We start from the raw sequence: 16,374 nt of genomic DNA, 5'->3' as shown, positions 1-16,374 counted from the left end.
CCTTTCGCTAACCGCCCGCCTTGAGCCAGATCAACCGCCACGGCGGTGTGATCTCCCGTGATATGCTCGCGATGCGTTTGTCGACGTCTTCAGTCGGGCCTTATTTTTTCACACATCCGAATATGTCCGAATCTTCTGGAAACCCTCCGTATCGCTTGGGTAAATACGGCGACTCGGGGCATTGGCCCCCGTCGCGCAAGAAGCGACCGATCCTGTCGCCCGTTTCGGACGATGGGATCCCGGCAAGCGAGGAGACTTCCGTCCGTGACCACCGCAACCCGCATCCGCCATGAAGGCCTCCGCGCCAAGGTCATGAGCGCCGCAGACGCCGCACGGCTCATCAACTCCGGCACAACCATCGGCATGAGCGGCTTCACCGGCTCCGGCTATCCCAAGGCCGTGCCGCTCGCGCTCGCGGCGCGGATCGAGGCCGAGCATGCCGCGGGCCACCCGTTCCGGGTGCGCATCTGGACCGGCGCCTCCACCGGCCCCGAGCTCGACGGGGCCCTCGCCAGGGCCGATGGCATCGAATTTCGTCTCCCCTACAATTCCGATCCGATCGCGCGCGAGAAGATCAACAAGGGCGAGATGAATTATTTCGACATGCACCTGAGCCAGGTTGCGCCCATGGCCTGGCAGGGTTTCCTCGGCCCCCTCGATACTGCGGTGATCGAGGTCTCCGGCATCACCCCGGATGGCCGCCTGATCCCGTCCTCCTCGATCGGCAACAACAAGACCTGGCTCGATCAGGCCAGTCAGGTGATCCTCGAGGTCAACGCCTGGCAGAGCGCGGCGCTCGAGGGGATGCATGACATCTATTACGGCACCGCGCTGCCGCCGCACCGGGTGCCGATCCCGCTCGTTCGCCCCGACGACCGTATCGGCGAAGCCTATTTTACCTGCGATCCCGGGAAGATCGTCGCCATCGTCGAGACCGACTCGCCAGACCGCAACCTGCCCTTCGCCAAGCCCGACGCCGTGGCCGAGGCGATCGCCGGCCATCTGCTCGACTTCCTCAGGCATGAGGTAAAGGTCGGCCGTCTGCCTTCCACGCTCCTGCCGCTCCAGTCCGGTGTGGGCAACGTCACCAATGCCGTGCTCTCGGGCCTGCTCGACTCGCCCTTCGAAGGCATGACCGCCTTCACCGAGGTGATCCAGGACGGCATGATCGACCTGCTCGACGCGGGCAAGCTCGCAATGGCCTCCGCCACCGCCTTCTCGCTCAGTCCGGAGATGGCCGAGCGCTTCAATGCCGAGGCGGCGCGCTTCCGCGACAAGCTGATCCTCAGGCCGCAGGAAATCTCCAACCATCCCGAGCTTGTCCGCCGTCTTGGCTGCATCGCGATGAACGGGCTGATCGAGGCCGACATCTACGGATCGGTGAACTCGACGCATGTCATGGGCTCGCGGATCCAGAACGGCATCGGCGGTTCGGGCGATTTCGCCCGCAATGCCTATGTCTCGATCTTCATGACGCCTTCAACCGCGAAGGGGGGCAAGATCTCGGCCATCGTGCCGCAGGCGAGCCATGTCGATCACATCTCGCAGGACGTACAGGTCATTGTCACCGAGCAGGGGCTGGCCGACCTCCGCGGCCTCTCGCCGAAACAGCGCGCCAGGCTGATCATCGAGAACTGCGCGCATCCCGACTACCGACCGGGGCTCGAGGACTATTTCGCTCGGGCCACGGCAAAATCCTTCGGCCAGCATGCGCCCTGCCTGCCCGCCGAGGCGCTCTCCTGGCACCAGCGCTTCATCGACACCGGCTCGATGCTCTGAGCCCGCGCTTTGCCCCCGCCGCAATTGCATGCAGGCGGGGGAGGTGGGAGACTGGCGGCATGTCCGAACCGGAGAGGAGGAAAGCGATGCCAAAGTGGATGAGACCCCTCGGGGCCGCTGCCGGGCTTGCCCTGATCGCCACGGCTGCTGCCGCGCAGGACGGACCTTCCTTCAATTGCGCCCGCGCCGAGAGCTCCGCCGAAGAACTTGTCTGCAGCGATCCGGCGCTCGCGGCCCTCGACCGGCGCGTGGCGGAACGCTACGCCGCCGCACTCACTGCAACGGCGGGGTTTGCCGATGCGGCTTCGGCCGAACGGTCGCTCCGCGCCACCCAGCACGGCTGGATAAAGGGCCGGGACGATTGCTGGAAGGCGGAGGATCCGCGGGAGTGCGTCGAGACGGCCTATCTCATGCGGGAGGGCGAGCTCGTCGCACTCTACATGCTCGAGGACCCCGTCGGCGTCGCGACCTGGCAGTGCGACGGCAATCCGGCCAACGAGCTCGTGACCTATTTCTACGAGACCGAGCTTCCGAGCGCGCGTTTCGAGCGCGGCGACACCATCGATGCGGCCTACCAGACCCGTACAGCCTCGGGCGCGCGCTACGAATGCTCGTTCGGGCGCTGGATCTGGATGAAGGGCAACGAGGCGACAGTGGACTGGCCGCCCGACGAAGGCATGTCCTGCCGCATCGCCGAGCCGGGCTGAACTGCGGCATGGCGGCAGATGGCATGGAGGAGGATCCGCTCTGCGGCCTTTGCAGCCGCCCGATCCCGCCCGGCGTGCGGCAAAGCCGCCACCATCTCGTCCCGAAGCTCCGGGGCGGGAAGGGGGGCGAGACGGTGCTGCTGCACCAGATCTGCCATGCGGAGATCCATGCGACGCTGACCGAAACCGAACTGGCCCGCGACTACGCGAGCCTTGATGCCCTGCGTGGCCATCCCCGGCTTGCCCGCTTCATTGCCTGGGTTGCGAAGCGCCGTCCGGGTTTCCGTTCCCGCACCCCGATGCCCGGCGGCGGCCGGCGCCGCCAGAGCAGGGCTGTCAGGCGGTAAAGGGTGCGACCTTCGGCCGAAGCGCTTCCGCCAGCGCCTGGGGTGCGACGGAAAACACGTGGTGCGGCGTGCCGGCGGCGGCCCAGACCACGTCATAGGAAAGCAGATCGGGATCGAAGAATGTCTCGATCGGCGTCACATGCCCCAGCGGCGAGACGCCGCCAATGGCAAATCCGGTATGCTTGCGGATCCCTGCGGCATCAGCCTTCTCGAGCGGCGCACCGACCAGGGCGCCAGCCTTTGCAGGATCGACCTGATTGTCGCCGGCGGTCAGGAACAGCACATGCCGGTCGCTCTCCGCGACGCGGAAGATGATCGACTTCACGATCTGCCCGACCGTGCAGCCGCAGGCGGCCGCCGCGTCGGCGGCCGTCCGTGTTCCATCCTCGAGCCGGACCGGCGTGATGCCGAGACCAAGTGCTTCGGCCTCGGCGACCACGCGGCGGAGCGATGTGCTCCGCTTGGGTTCAGCGGTTCTCGACATCCGTGTAGTCGCGAAAGGCTGCACCAGTGTAGAGCTGACGCGGGCGCCCGATGCGCGCCTTCGGATCTTCGAGCATTTCCTTCCACTGCGAGATCCAGCCGACCGTGCGCGCCAGCGCGAAGATCGGCGTGAACATCGAGGTCGGGAAGCCCATCGCGTCGAGGATGATGCCCGAGTAGAAGTCGACGTTCGGATAGAGCTTCTTCTCGACGAAATACTCGTCTTCCAGCGCGATCCGCTCGAGTTCCTTGGCAACCTGCAGCGTCGGGTTGTTCTCGATGCCGAGAAGGCCCAGCACCTCGTCCGCCGACTGCTTCATCACCTTCGCGCGCGGGTCGAAGTTCTTGTAGACCCGGTGTCCGAAGCCCATGAGGCGGAACGGATCGTCCTTGTCCTTCGCCTTCTTGATGTATTCCGGGATACGGTCGACCGAGCCGATCTCGCGCAGCATCCTGAGGCAGGCCTCGTTCGCACCGCCATGCGCCGGACCCCAGAGACAGGCCACACCCGCCGCGACACAGGCGAACGGGTTCGCGCCCGAGGAGGAGGCAAGACGCACCGTCGAGGTCGAGGCGTTCTGCTCGTGATCGGCATGAAGAGTGAAGATCCGGTCCATCGCGCGGGAAAGGATCGGATCGACGTGGTATTCCGCGGCCGGAACCGAGAAGCACATGTTGAGGAAGTTCGAGGCGTAGTCGAGCGAGTTGTTGGGATACACGAACGGCTGGCCGATCGAATACTTGTAGGCCCAGGAGACCAGCGTCGGCATCTTCGCGATCATGCGGATGGTCGCGACTTCGCGCTGCCAGGGATCGTTGATATCGGTCGAGTCGTGATAGAAGGCCGACATGGCGCCCATCGCGCCGCAGACCACGGCCATCGGATGCGCGTCGCGCCGGAAGCCGCGGAAGAAGTAAGCCAGCTGCTCGTGAAGCATCGTGTGGTTGGTCACACGGGTCTCGAAGTCTTCCATCTGTGCGGCGGTCGGCAGCTCACCGTAAAGAAGCAGATAGCAGACTTCCAGGAAGTGGGATTTCTCCGCGAGCTGCTCGATCGGATATCCGCGGTAGAGAAGCTCCCCTTTCTCGCCGTCGATATAGGTGATCGAGCTCTCGCAGGACCCGGTGGAGGTGTATCCGGGGTCGAAGGTGAAGACGCCAGCCTCAGCGTAGAGCTTGCCGATGTCGATAACGTCCGGGCCGATCGTTCCAGAATAGACGGGGAGGTCGTAGGTAGTGCCCTTCAGGGTCAGCTTGGCGCTCTCTGTGGACTGGTCGTGCATGCGTCTTTCCCTCTGTCTTGGGTCCGCCGGGACTGCGGCCACCCTGTTATCCGCGGCGGCGGGAGCCGGTCCGCGCCGCGATTGCCCCTGGGGCCCGTCGGGCATCAGGAATTCGTGGTGAGCGCCTCCGCACAATCCTCGATCCGGGCCAAGGACTCTTCTTTTCCGAGGATTTCCATCATGTCGAAGACACTTGGCGAGACGGTGCGGCCGGTCAATGCGGCGCGCAGCGGCTGGGCGATCTTGCCGAGGCCCAGGGATTCCGCTTGTGCAAATTCGCGCACGACACCCTCCAGCTCACTCGCGGTCCAGCTAGCATGTTGCAGGCGCGAGGTCAAATCAATGAGCATACGTTGGGATACATTGGCGAGCGCCTTGCGGGCCGCGGCGTCGGGCTCAAAGGGTCTCGATTCGGTTGCAAACCTCGCCATTTCAAGGAGTTGAGGTATGGTCTTCGCACGCTCCTTGAGGCCGGGCATGGCCCTCAGAACCTGCGCACGCACCCGATCGGGCAGGGGGGCGTGACCATGCGCTGCAAGATAATCCTCGATATGGGCGAGCAGGACATCATCTTCCGAGGCACGAATATGTTGTCCGCAGAGATTCTCCAGCTTCGCGAAGTCGAATCGCGCCGGCGATTTCCCGATCTGCGGCAGGTCGAACCACTCCACCGCCTGCGGCGTTGTGAAGAACTCCTCGTCGCCGTGGCTCCAGCCGAGCCGGGCGAGATAGTTGCGCATCGCTTCGGGCAGGTAGCCCATCTCCCGATAGGCCTCGACCCCAAGTGCGCCATGGCGCTTGGAAAGCTTCTTGCCGTCCGGCCCGTGGATGAGCGGGATATGGGCAAAGACCGGCACGTCCCAGCCCATCGCCTGATAGATCAGCGTCTGGCGCGCGGTGTTGGTCAGGTGGTCATCGCCGCGGATAACGTGGGTCACGCCCATGTCGTGATCGTCCACCACCACCGCAAGCATGTAGGTCGGGGTGCCGTCCGAGCGCAGCAGAATGAGGTCGTCGAGCGTCTCGTTCCGCCAGGTGACTTCGCCCTGCACCTCGTCGCGCACCACCGTCACGCCCTCGCGCGGCGCCTTCAGCCGCACGGCGAACGGCGCGCCCTCGGGAGCGCTTGCCGGATCGGCATCGCGCCAGGGCGAGAGGAAGAGAGGCGGGCGCCCCTCCGCCTTCGCCGCCTCGCGGAAGGCAGCGATCTCCTCGGGCGTCGCATAGCAGCGGTAGGCCTTCCCGGCCGCCAGCATCTCCGCCGCGACCTCCGCATGGCGCCCGGCGCGCTCGAACTGGCTGACCGGCTCGCCGTCCCAGTCGAGCCCGAGCCAGCGGAGCCCCTCGAAGATCGCCGCGGTTGCCTCGGGCGTCGAACGGGCGCGGTCGGTATCCTCGATCCGCAGGAGGAAGCGGCCGCCCATGTGCCGGGCATAGAGCCAGTTGAAGAGTGCCGTGCGCGCGCCGCCGATATGAAGATAGCCAGTGGGCGAGGGGGCGAAGCGCGTGACGACGGGTTTGGGAGCGGGCATTCGTTAACCTCTCGGCAACCTTGGTCGGATTAGCGTTCTCTTAGGCGATTTCCGGACGGGAGAACAAGGGAGGTGGCCCGGCGGCATCGCACACCGGCATCTGCGGGCGCGGGAGCCCGGAGCGGAGGCGCTCCGTCCGAACCGCTTCCCTGCACGCCCGCGGAACTCGCATCATGCTGACCGCCCTTGCCGAATCCCAGCGCCGTAACCTGCCGCTCTGGATCCCGGTGTTTCTGGGGCTAGGCATAGGCGTCTATTTCGCCCTGCCGCGCGAACCGGAGCCCTGGATGTTTGCAACCCTAGGGGCGCTCGTCGCAATGGGTGCGGGCTCGCTCCTGCGGGCCGGGCCGATGGCCCGCGTCGTCATTCTCGCCGCGCTCCTGCCGCTCCTCGGCCTCTGCCTTGCCGGATGGCGCACCCACGAGGTCGGCGCGCCCGTGCTGTCCCGCGCCATGACGGTGAATGTGGAGGGCAGGGTGGTCGGGCTTGATCGCTCGGCGAGCGACCGGCCCCGCGTCACTCTCGATCACGTCATCATCTATGGCCTCGACCCCTTGCGCACGCCCGCGCGTGTCCGCATCTCGCTCGACCCCGCGACGCCAGCGGACGTGCTCCAGCCCGGTCTGCGCATCCTTGGCCAGGCCCGGCTCTCGCCCCCCTCCGCACCGGCCGAGCCCGGCGGCTTCGACTTCCGTCGCTATGCCTGGTTCGAGGCGCTCGGCGCGATCGGCTACAGCAACACGCCCTTCCTCGAGCGCCGTGCCGAAGGCGGTGGCTGGCGGCAGGGGCTCTTCGCCACCCGCATCGCGCTCTCCCGCGCGATCCAGGCCGCGCTGCCCGGTCCGACCGGCGGTTTCGCCGCGGCCCTGCTGACCGGTGATCGCTCCGCCGTCTCTCCCGAGGACGTTACCGCGCTCCGCCGCTCGAACCTCGCCCATCTTCTCGCGATCTCGGGTCTCCACATGGGCCTGCTCGCGGGCTTCGTCTTCGCCGCCATCCGCCGCGGCCTCGCGCTCGTGCCCCGCATCGCGCTCTGGTACAACACCAAGAAGATCGCGGCCGTTGTCGCGCTCGGTGCAGCGGCGGCCTATCTCGCGCTCTCGGGGGCGAGTGTCGCGACCCAACGCGCCTTCATCATGACCGCCGTGGTGCTCGTCGCCGTCCTGCTCGACCGGCCCGCGCTCACCCTGCGCTCGGTGGCGCTCGCCGCCACCATCATTCTGGTCCGGGAACCCGAGAGCCTCACCGAGGCGGGATTCCAGATGTCCTTTGCCGCCACCACCGCGCTCATCGCCGCCTTCGAATGGCTGCGCGGGCGGGCCTGGTGGCGCGAGACACAGACCGATCCGCGCTGGCGCTTCGTGCGGCCGGTGATCGGCGTCGCCGCGACGTCCTTCGTGGCGGGGCTTGCGACTGCGCCGATCTCCGCCTTCCATTTCAACACGCTGTCGCAATACGGGCTGCTCGCCAACATCCTTGCCGTGCCTGCGATGGGGCTCGTGGTGATGCCTGCCGGCGTGCTGGCGGGCCTTCTCGCGCCCATCGGCCTGGCGCCCCTCGCGCTCCGGATCATGGGGCTCGGCATCGATTACATCCTTGCCGTCGCAACCTTTGTTGCAGGGCTCGGCGGTGCGGTCCGGGCGATTCCGGCGGGACCGCCCGCAGCCCTTGCGCTCATTGCCTTCGGCGGCATCTTCGCCGTGCTCTGGGTCGGCCGGGGCAGGAGTCTTGCCCTCCTGCCGCTTGCGCTCGGCTTTGGCCTCTGGGCCGCAGCGGATCGGCCGGATGTGCTCGTCGCCGAAAACGGCCGGCTCTTTGGCGTCCAAAGCCCTGCGGGCCGCGTGGTGAATTCGGCGAGCGGCAACAGCTTCGCGGCCTCGATCTGGCTCGGCAATGACGGCGACGCCGCGCCCCAGGCCGAAGCCTATGCCCGGAGCGGCATGGAGCGCCGCCGGGGCTTCGCCGCGATGGATCTCCCGGGCGGGCCGGACGGCGGCCGCATCATCTATCTCGGCAGCAGCAAGCCGCCCGTGGATGCCGCCGAGACCTGCGAGGGCGCGGCTATCCTCATCGCGCCCGGCTGGCGCGAAAGCCCCGGCGGGCGCTGCCTCTTCATCGGCGCCGAACGCCTGCGCCGGGAGGGTGCGCTCGCCATCCGGCGGGAGGACGGCCGCCTCCGCGTCACCGGCGCCCGGACCAGCAGCCCCGACCGCCCCTGGACCCGACCCGACTTCTGATTTGCCCCTGGACCGATGCGGCAACCTTTCGCGGGCGTGGCACGCCTCTCTCTTTCATGACAGGCGGTGCGTCAGGGGGGGCCGATCGCCGGCAGGGCTCCAGCCTGCGAAGCCGTGCGCATGACCGAAGATGGCTCAGGATCGCTCCGCCGGTCTCGAGTTAAAGAAGCTGGTATTCAGCGGCAAATACCACCGGGATCGTTTCGCTACCATCAGTTGGCAGCTCAATGTCGGACGCGCGATGGGACTTCGCCCGATCTCGGACGAGGCATTCCGGGATCTGACGCGAAATCTGAGTTCCGACACGATCCAGCCGCTGCGCACAGCGACCGCCTGCCAGAAAATATCGGCATAATGTTAGTTATGTTATTTAGATGGACGCCAAATCCCGCTCCATCCTGCACTTCCGCATTGACCCCCCCGCATCGCGATGCACAGTCAGGCGAGTTCCCAGATTATCCGTCCGTGCGCCCGCGGCCGGATCGAGCAACGAGGCTTCCGGAATGCGCGCGAAACCCGCCCCCGAACACGGTCCCCCGAGCAACGGAGGTCGCCGGTGACCTGGCTAACGGCCCATCTCGAGATCGTCTTCGGGGGAACCCTCGCGCTCTTTGCCGTGCTGCTTCTCGTCCAGCAGCGCCGCTCGCCGCAATCGACCGCCGCCTGGCTGCTCTTCGTCTTCCTGCTGCCGTATCTTGCGCTGCCGATGTTTCTCGCCTTCGGCGTCCGCAAGCCCTACCGCGCCTCCCACCTCAACTTCTCCGAACCCGACCGGATCGAGCCCCCGGCCGCAGCCATGGATATCTTCTTCCGCGAACTCGGTATGCCGGGCGCGCGCAGTGGCAACCGGATCGAGATCTTCGAGGATGGGGCCACCGCCTTCACGGGCCTCAACCGCCTCATCACGGGCGCGGAGCATACCATCGACGCGGAATTCTACATCGTCGAGAATGACGAGATCGGCCGGGCCTTCGTCGAGCTTCTCACCCGACGTGCCCGTGAGGGCATTCGTGTGCGCCTGATGATCGACCGCTTCGGCGGGCTCTCCCGGCCGCGTCAGGCGCTCGAGCGGCTCCGCGAGGCCGGCGGCGAGGTGCTCTTCTCCTCGCCCTTCCTCGGGTTGCCCGGCCGGGGGCGCCTCAACCTCCGCAACCACCGCAAGACGCTCGTCGCCGACGGCTGCCGGGTGTTTGCGGGCGGCATGAACGTCGGCCGCGCCTACATGTCGGCCAACGCCGCGGCGCCCGCCCTCTGGACCGACCTGTCCTTCGCGCTCCAAGGCCCGGCCATCCGCGCCTATTCCGACATCCTGGCCTCCGATCTCGACGCCGCCCATCGCCGGGCCGCTCCCGAGGCCGGGGAAATCCAGCCCTCAGAGATCCGCTGCGCGGCCGTCCGGGAGGGCAACGCCGTGCTCCAGCCGATCCCCTCGGGCCCGGACATCTCGGGCGACACGCTCCACGACGGGCTCGTCGCCGCGATCCACCGCGCCGAGAGCCGGGTCTGGATCGTCACACCCTACTACCTGCCGACCGATCAGCTCGCGCACGCGCTCAACATCGCGACGCTGCGGGGGCTCGACGTCCGCCTGCTCGTGCCCGCGAAGTCGAATCAGACCCTCGCCGATCTCGCCCGCGGCATCTACATCCGCGGGCTTGCCGATGCCGGCGGCCGGGTCTTCCTCACCCGCGACCGCCGGATGATCCATGCCAAGGCCGGGATCATCGACGATTTTGCCTGGCTCGGTTCGGCGAATTTCGACGTCCGCTCGATGTATCTCAACTTCGAGGCGGCGCTCTTTGCCTATGACGCGGGAACCGTGGCGCACCTCGAGCGCTGGTTCGAGGACCAGTGCGGGCTCTGCAGCGAAGGACCGCCGCAGGCAAGCCTGCCCCGGCGCATCGCCGAGGGCGCCTTCCGCCTTGCGGCCCCCGTGCTTTGAAGGACATGCCGATGAAAGAGAAGAGCCGGCTCACGTCGAAACTGCGCGTCGTGAGCTATAATATCCGCAAGGCGGTCGGTACCGACCGCCGCCGCCGGCCAGGCCGCGTGCTCGACGTGGTGGCCGAGCTTTCCCCCGATATCGTGCTGCTCCAGGAGGCCGACCTCCGCCTCTTCGGCCGTCCCACCGTGCTGCCGCGGGACGTGATCGAGGCCCGCACCGGGCTGGTGCCCGTCCTCGTCGCCCGCAATGACCGCAGCCTCGGCTGGCACGGCAACGCGATCCTCGCGCGGCCCGACATGCTCCATGGCCCCGTGATCCAGATCGATCTGCCCGGCCTCGAGCCCCGCGGCGCGGTGATTGCCGAGCTCGACACCGGTGGGCGGCGGCTGCGCGTGGTGGCGGCCCATCTCGGCCTCCTGCGCACCTCGCGCCGCTCGCAGCTCGATGCGCTCAACGCCCGGCTCACCAACCTTCCGGGCCTGCCCACGGTGATCGGCGGTGATTTCAACGAATGGTCGGAGCGCGAGGGGCTCGGCCGCCTCGCGCGCCACTACGAGATCGTGACCCCGGGCAAGACCTTCCACGTCCGCCGCCTAATGGCCTCGCTCGACCGCTTCGCGCTCTCCCGCGAACTCGGCCGCGCTGCCACCGGCGTGCATATCAGTGCCACGAGCCGACTGGCCTCCGATCATTTCCCGATCTGGATCGACCTCGACCTCACACCGCCGCCGCTTTCGGTCGACGGCGGCTGAGGTCACTTCAGGCGAAATCGATCAGGTCATGCGTGTGAAAGATATCCGCATTGCGGAGGTTCTGGAACACGATTGTCTGATCGTCCACCACCAGCTGCGCCCGCCGGTTATCGACCCCGAAGACCAGGTCATCGACGGAATCGGCCGAGAACCCCTCGAGCCGGATCCGATCATATTTCCAGCTGAAATCGCGCACGATATCCGTTTCCGCTCCGTCGAGATCGCTCGCGCTGAAGACGAAGACATCCCGGCCGCTCTGGCCGAAGAGCACATCCGCGCCGCTGCCGCCCGAGATCTCGTCATTGCCGCTGCCGCCGCTGAGGTAGTCGTTGCCCGCGCCGCCCCGGATCGTGTCCGCGCCGCGGCCGGCGGTCAGCGTGTCGTTGCCGGCGAGCATGTCGATTTCCATGCCGTGCGTGGCGCTGAGCCGGAGCGTGTCGTTCCCGTCGGTGAGGCTGGTTATCGCTGCGCCGGGATCGCTGAACCCGCCGAGCGTCACCTCGGGCAGATCGCGGTCGGTGGCATCTCCGGCATGGAAAGCGAACTGATCCGCGGTAAGGCTCGCGGTCTGGACCCGGTCGAGGATGATCTTGCCGCCGTTCTCGAAGGTGATCATCGCGCTCCGGCGGTATTCCGAGATCTGAAGATCCTCGAAGCCGCCCGTGAAGTTGTTGATCTCGAGGGTGTCGCCCTCGGCGATGCGGAAACCTCGGACGAGGTCCGTGCCGGTGTCGTCGGCATGGAAGACCAGGCAGTCGGCGCCGCGCCCGCCATCGATCGTGTCCGATCCGGCGCCACCGCAGAGCGTGTCTGCGCCGTTGCCGCCCCGAAGCTGGTCGTTGCCCGCGCCGCCGTAGAGCAGATCCTCGTGATACCCCCCGTCGAGCCGGTCGTTTCCGGCGCCGCCCGAGAGGCTGTCCTGCCCGTGATCGCCGCGCAGATTGTCGGCATCCGCACCGCCATAGATCCGGTCGTTGCCGAAACGGCCATAGATCGTGTCCCGGCCCGTGCCGCCGAGCGCGAGATCGTCCCCGTCCCCGCCGTCCAGCCGGTCGTTGCCCGTATCTCCCTCGAGCGTGTCATTGCCCGCCCCGGCGCTGAGATTGTCGTTGCCGTCGCCCCCGATCAGCCAGTCGGCCCCGCCGCGGGTGATGATGCGGTCGGCATTGCCGAGACCGGCCACCGTGACATCTTCGCTGCCGGCAGAGGCAAAGGTATCCCGCAGCGCGGTGAGCACAACGACCCGCGCGGTATGAGGATCGACCACCTCGGGTTCGCTCGGCTCGTCCGGCGCATCGGGCGGCTCCGGCGTCGGGCTGTCTGCATCGGCCAGTGCGATGAGCCCGTCCGCCCCGACCACGAGCTGCTTCTGCGGGTCGAGATCGGTCCCGATGATCCGGTCGGCGGCGGTGAAATCCGTGACCCTGTCGCCGACGAGCTCTGCAACCGTGCCGGTGATGGTGTCCGCTCCGGCCCCGAGGGTGAGCACGTCATAGCCGAGCCCGCCGCAGAAGGTGTTGTCGGCGTCATTGCCGATCAGGATGTCGTTGCCCGTGCCGCAAACCGCGCCCTCGATCAGGCTCCGCGTGTCGCCCTGATCGAGCAGCGACATGTAGATATTGTAGCTCGCATAGACATAGCTGCCGGAGGTGTAGCCGAGTTGCGCCTTCTGCGCCGTGCCGCCGACATCGAGATCGACGCCCATGCCGGGGTTGAGATTGACGCTGATGTTCGTCGCATAGAGCGAGAAATCGAGCGTGTCGGTGCCGTTGCCGTCCCAGATCGTGCGGAAGATCCGGTTCGCGCCGGGAACGCCCGCCGAAACGCCGTCGATCTTCATCTCGCCGGTGGTCGGGTTGAAGGCATAGGTCGTGTTGCCGCTCCGCGTTGAATAATCGGCGCCGTAGATGTCCTGGATCGCGGCGATGTCGAGCATCATCAGCGATTGCGCGAAGCCGAAGGTCTCGTTGGTATAGCCGGTGAGCCCGTGCCCCACATAGGAGCGGTAGCTCATCACGGTGTATTCCATCGCATCATACTGCAGCGGCATCACGCTCGCGCCATCATGCGGATGGTCGAGGCCGAGCGCGTGCCCCGCTTCGTGGAGCGCCGTATGATAGGCATAGCTCCCGATCCGCCCGGAGGGGTCCGAGCTGCCCGAGAAGAAGGCCCCGGTATTGTTGCCGTTGACCCAGATGTCACCGCCCGCCGGATGCGAGGTCGGCTGATAGGCCCAGGCCGTCGGCCGTGCCGTCGAGCCCGCGATCTTCATGACAGGATTGGCGCTGCCAGAAATCTCGCTAAGGTTGAGCGATGAGACTTCATCCCACTGCGCCAGAACGCTGCGCATGATGGCCTTGCCCGAGGCGGAGAAGGCAGAGAAGGATGAAAGCTCTCCGTTGGCCGCCTCGCCGCTCTCATATTGCGAGGTCGAGGTGGTGAAGCCGAAGGTGAGTGACGTTGTCGTCCAATAGTTGCCGCACTCGAGTGCGGCCAGCACGCTTGCGGGCGGAGCTGCCGCCGGTGCAAGAGGCGCGCCGAAATCGCCCTCACCGGTTCCGGTCGTGTTCAGAAACAGGGGCAGGTCATCGGCATGACCCGCCTCGTCCGTGTCGGAATCAAACATTTCTGCCCCCTCGCACCACCGCCCCCGCGGCGCGCCACATGTCCTTCACATAGCGATCCGGCGAACCCCGGCAATGAGGATTCGTATCGCGGTCCTATGGCGTGGGAATGCGCCGTCCTCTCGGCGATTTGAAGCAAGGGCAGCCGGCAGAGTTTACGAGTAAAATCAGATGCATATTTGATTCGGATTGGGGGTTAGGCCGCCGGAGTGTCACCGATCTCCCACAACGGCACAAAAGCCGCCGGATTCCGGCCCCTTGGCCGGGACCGGGCCTGTGATCCAGGCGTGCCCGCCGCCGGCGAACGGGTGCGCGGGCGGCGCCGCGCCCGTAAACCGGTTCACCTTCCTTAACGCGCGGAGCGGCCCTGATGCGGCTATTTCAAGGCGCGTCGGTAAGTTCCCGTCAACAAACGATTCCCGGCCCGCCGCGCAGGCTGCGCGGGCGTCAGGCGAGCGCCACGGGTCTGCCTGCGCGCCAGACGCCGGCAAGCCGGAGGCCTGCATCGAGATGCACGAAATCCGCCGGGCCGCCACGGGCGAGACAGCCGAGTCGCCCGGACTCGCCGATCACCGAGGCCGGCACGGCCGTCGCCATCCGCAGTGCCTCGGCGAGATCGAGACCTGCATCTTTCACGAGCACCCGGATCGAGCGCGCCATGTCCACATCGGCGCCCGCAAGCGTGCCGTCGGCGAGCGTCAGCCGCCCGTCGCGGCGCAGGATCCTGCGCCCGCCGAGCTCGAACTCCGCCGCATCCGTTCCGGCCACCGCCATTGCATCCGTCACCAAGAACACCCGGTCCCGCCCGCGCTTCGCCGCGAGCGCAATCCGCAGGACGGCCGGCAGCACATGTACCCCGTCCGCGATCAGCCCGCAGCTCACATCCTGATCGAGAGCCGCGCCGGCAAGGCCCGGCTCGCGGTGGGTGAGCGGGCTCATCGCGTTGAAGAGATGGGTGACGTTCGAGGCCCCGGCGGCGAAATAGCGCAGGGCCTCGGCGGCGGGGCCGTCCGAATGCCCGAGGCTCACCACCGCGCCTGCGCGCGCCAGCGCCGAGACCTGCGCGAGGCTCACCGCCTCCGGCGCGACGGTCACCTTCAACACCGGGAGCCGCACCGCCGCGTCGCAGAGCATTTCGAGATCTGCGGCCTCCATCGGCCGGATGAGCGCCGTGTCATGCGCCCCGTGCCGCTTCGGATCGAGATGCGGCCCCTCGAGATGGAGGCCGAGAAACCCCGGCACACCGGCTTCCGCTGCCGCAACCCCGGCCTCGATCACCGCCTGCGTCGCGTCGGCCGTGTCGGTGATGAGCGTCGGCAGGAGCCCCGTCACTCCGAGCCGGGCATGGGCCGCGCAGATCCGCGCGATCCCCTCGACACCGGAGCCGCCATGGAGCATCTCCCCACCGCCGCCGTTGACCTGCAGGTCGAGAAAGCCCGGCGCGAGCACGCCGCCCGACAACGCCACCCGCGGCCCCTCGGGCGCGGCGGCCTCCGGCAGGATCCCGGCGATCTCCGACCCTTCGACCACCAGCACGGCATCGTGATGCATCCGCGCCCCGTCGAACACCGCAGCGCCGGAATAGACCGTGCGTGTCATATCGTCACCGTGACCTTGCGCAGATGCGGCGGCTCGTCGGGATTGAGCCCGCGTCGCTGGGCGAGCGCCTCGATGAAGCGGTAGAAGGCGACGACGAGCACGAGCGGCGCGGTCAGCGGATGTACCCTGGCCACCGACGGCAGCGCCACCACCGGTGCGCCCGCGCCCTCCGCGGTCAGGAAGACATCCGCGCCCTGCCCGGCCAGCCGCTCGGCGGTGGCGATCACCTGCGGCAGCGCTGCGTCCTGCACCCCGAGCGCCAGCACCGGGAAGCGGTCCTGCACCAGGGCGGCCGGCCCGTGCAGCACCTCGGCTGCCGAATAGCTCTCGGCATGAAGCGCGCAGGTCTCCTTGAACTTCAGCGCCATCTCGTTGGAGATGGCAAACCCCGGCCCCCGGCCCAGCACATAGAGCGAGCCCGCCTTCTCGAGCCGGTCGGCAAGCGGGTCCCAGTCGCAGGCCAGCGCGGCGGCGAACTGCTCGGGAAGAGCGTCAAGGGCCGCGCGCAGCCCGGCGTCCTCGCGCCACTCCGCCGCGAGCGCGAGGCCCGCGAGCACCGAGTTGACGAAGGTCTTCGTCGCCGCCACCGCGTTTTCCGGCCCCGCCTGCAGCGGCAGGGTGTGGGCGCAGGCCTCCGCCATCGGCGCGTCGGCGAAATTCGTCACCGCAATGGTGAGGCCGCCCCCCCGCCGCGTGCTCTTCATCATCTCGACGATGTCCGGGCTCTGGCCCGATTGCGAGATGCCGATGCAGACCGCACCGCTGACCCGGAGCGGCCGGTGATAGATCGAGGCGACCGAAGGCCCGACCGATGCGACAGGCACGCCCGCAAGAAGCTCGGAGGCATACTTGAAGTATGTGGCGGCATGATCGGAGGAGCCGCGCGCAACCGTCACCATCAGGCCGGGATCAAGCGCGCGGATCGCCGCGCCGGCCTCGGCCACGGCTCCGCGCGATTTCTCGAGGAAGCGCGCCGCCGCTTCGGGGATTTCGAGCACTTCGGCCCGCATCTTCGTCTCAATGTTCATCGTTTCACCTTGGTCATTCCTGAAGTCCTGCCGGGGCACCGCCCCGGCCTTGTCCGGC

13 protein-coding genes are annotated in these 16,374 nt (G+C 67.4%); 7 read left to right on the top strand and 6 right to left on the bottom strand.

What is annotated here, in order from left to right:
- The first annotated feature begins 264 nt into the window (after nt 1–264).
- The 3 genes from ACF66B_RS19970 (at nt 265) to ACF66B_RS19960 (ending at nt 2,833) form a co-directional block, all read left to right on the top strand.
- Nucleotides 265–1,779, top strand: coding sequence for an acetyl-CoA hydrolase/transferase family protein (locus ACF66B_RS19970; protein WP_392665006.1), 1,515 nt, complete (start codon nt 265–267; stop codon nt 1,777–1,779).
- A gap of 86 nt (nt 1,780–1,865) precedes the next feature.
- Nucleotides 1,866–2,486 carry an MliC family protein gene (locus ACF66B_RS19965; protein WP_111430637.1) on the top strand — a complete coding sequence of 207 codons (621 nt, stop codon included), beginning with the start codon at nt 1,866–1,868 and terminating at the stop codon, nt 2,484–2,486.
- Nucleotides 2,487–2,494: 8 nt separating this feature from the next.
- A complete protein-coding gene (locus ACF66B_RS19960) occupies nt 2,495–2,833 on the top strand; it encodes an HNH endonuclease (RefSeq protein ID WP_392665003.1) in 339 nt (112 codons plus the stop codon).
- On the opposite strand, the gene ACF66B_RS19955 is transcribed toward ACF66B_RS19960, so the two are convergent.
- From ACF66B_RS19955 to gltX, 3 genes are all read right to left on the bottom strand, one after another.
- The gene (locus ACF66B_RS19955) at nt 2,823–3,317 is read right to left on the bottom strand and encodes a YbaK/EbsC family protein (protein ID WP_111430636.1); all 495 of its coding nucleotides are present in this window, start codon (nt 3,315–3,317) and stop codon (nt 2,823–2,825) included. The two genes, ACF66B_RS19960 and ACF66B_RS19955, sit on opposite strands and share 11 nt — an antisense overlap.
- Nucleotides 3,301–4,599 carry a citrate synthase gene (gene gltA / locus ACF66B_RS19950; protein WP_111430635.1) on the bottom strand — a complete coding sequence of 433 codons (1,299 nt, stop codon included), beginning with the start codon at nt 4,597–4,599 and terminating at the stop codon, nt 3,301–3,303. The genes ACF66B_RS19955 and gltA overlap by 17 nt, the downstream gene beginning before the upstream one ends.
- A gap of 104 nt (nt 4,600–4,703) precedes the next feature.
- On the bottom strand, nt 4,704–6,131 hold the full coding sequence (gltX, locus tag ACF66B_RS19945) for a glutamate--tRNA ligase (RefSeq protein ID WP_111430634.1): 1,428 nt from the start codon (nt 6,129–6,131) through the stop codon (nt 4,704–4,706).
- 173 nt (nt 6,132–6,304) lie between these two features.
- Between gltX and ACF66B_RS19940 the strand changes: the two genes are divergently transcribed.
- The 4 genes from ACF66B_RS19940 to ACF66B_RS19925 all read left to right on the top strand — a co-directional run bounded on the left by ACF66B_RS19940 (nt 6,305) and on the right by ACF66B_RS19925 (nt 11,065).
- Entirely contained in the window at nt 6,305–8,368 is a 2,064-nt protein-coding gene (locus ACF66B_RS19940) for a ComEC/Rec2 family competence protein (RefSeq protein ID WP_111430633.1), read from the top strand.
- Between the two features lie 130 nt (nt 8,369–8,498).
- The gene (locus ACF66B_RS19935; protein WP_111430632.1) at nt 8,499–8,723 is read left to right on the top strand and encodes a hypothetical protein; all 225 of its coding nucleotides are present in this window, start codon (nt 8,499–8,501) and stop codon (nt 8,721–8,723) included.
- Nucleotides 8,724–8,924: 201 nt separating this feature from the next.
- Nucleotides 8,925–10,310, top strand: coding sequence for a phospholipase D-like domain-containing protein (locus ACF66B_RS19930; protein WP_111430631.1), 1,386 nt, complete (start codon nt 8,925–8,927; stop codon nt 10,308–10,310).
- A gap of 11 nt (nt 10,311–10,321) precedes the next feature.
- The gene (locus ACF66B_RS19925; protein WP_111430728.1) at nt 10,322–11,065 is read left to right on the top strand and encodes an endonuclease/exonuclease/phosphatase family protein; all 744 of its coding nucleotides are present in this window, start codon (nt 10,322–10,324) and stop codon (nt 11,063–11,065) included.
- A 7-nt stretch (nt 11,066–11,072) separates the two neighbouring features.
- On the opposite strand, the gene ACF66B_RS19920 is transcribed toward ACF66B_RS19925, so the two are convergent.
- From ACF66B_RS19920 to ACF66B_RS19910, 3 genes are all read right to left on the bottom strand, one after another.
- Nucleotides 11,073–13,691 carry a M10 family metallopeptidase C-terminal domain-containing protein gene (locus ACF66B_RS19920; protein WP_111430630.1) on the bottom strand — a complete coding sequence of 873 codons (2,619 nt, stop codon included), beginning with the start codon at nt 13,689–13,691 and terminating at the stop codon, nt 11,073–11,075.
- A 445-nt stretch (nt 13,692–14,136) separates the two neighbouring features.
- Entirely contained in the window at nt 14,137–15,288 is a 1,152-nt protein-coding gene (nagA, locus tag ACF66B_RS19915) for an N-acetylglucosamine-6-phosphate deacetylase (protein WP_111430629.1), read from the bottom strand.
- Complete coding sequence (locus ACF66B_RS19910) at nt 15,285–16,316, bottom strand: SIS domain-containing protein (RefSeq protein WP_111430628.1); 1,032 nt, start codon at nt 16,314–16,316, stop codon at nt 15,285–15,287. Before ACF66B_RS19910 ends, nagA begins: the two co-directional genes overlap by 4 nt.
- Between the last annotated feature and the right edge of the window lie 58 nt (nt 16,317–16,374).

It is taken from the genome of Amaricoccus sp. B4, from assembly GCF_043226085.1.
In the GTDB taxonomy this organism is placed as follows: Bacteria; Pseudomonadota; Alphaproteobacteria; order Rhodobacterales; family Rhodobacteraceae; genus Amaricoccus.
This window is presented reverse-complemented; position numbering and strand designations above follow the sequence as displayed.

Coding starts and splice junctions, on each gene's coding strand:
- ACF66B_RS19965 (WP_111430637.1), top strand. CDS start 1,866: ATGCCAAAGTGGATGAGACCCCTCGGGGCCGCTGCCGGGCTTGCCCTG.
- ACF66B_RS19960 (WP_392665003.1), top strand. CDS start 2,495: ATGGCGGCAGATGGCATGGAGGAGGATCCGCTCTGCGGCCTTTGCAGC.
- ACF66B_RS19955 (WP_111430636.1), bottom strand. CDS start 3,317: ATGTCGAGAACCGCTGAACCCAAGCGGAGCACATCGCTCCGCCGCGTG.
- gltA (WP_111430635.1), bottom strand. CDS start 4,599: ATGCACGACCAGTCCACAGAGAGCGCCAAGCTGACCCTGAAGGGCACT.
- gltX (WP_111430634.1), bottom strand. CDS start 6,131: ATGCCCGCTCCCAAACCCGTCGTCACGCGCTTCGCCCCCTCGCCCACT.
- ACF66B_RS19940 (WP_111430633.1), top strand. CDS start 6,305: ATGCTGACCGCCCTTGCCGAATCCCAGCGCCGTAACCTGCCGCTCTGG.
- ACF66B_RS19935 (WP_111430632.1), top strand. CDS start 8,499: ATGGCTCAGGATCGCTCCGCCGGTCTCGAGTTAAAGAAGCTGGTATTC.
- ACF66B_RS19925 (WP_111430728.1), top strand. CDS start 10,322: ATGAAAGAGAAGAGCCGGCTCACGTCGAAACTGCGCGTCGTGAGCTAT.
- ACF66B_RS19920 (WP_111430630.1), bottom strand. CDS start 13,691: ATGTTTGATTCCGACACGGACGAGGCGGGTCATGCCGATGACCTGCCC.
- nagA (WP_111430629.1), bottom strand. CDS start 15,288: ATGACACGCACGGTCTATTCCGGCGCTGCGGTGTTCGACGGGGCGCGG.
- ACF66B_RS19910 (WP_111430628.1), bottom strand. CDS start 16,316: ATGAACATTGAGACGAAGATGCGGGCCGAAGTGCTCGAAATCCCCGAA.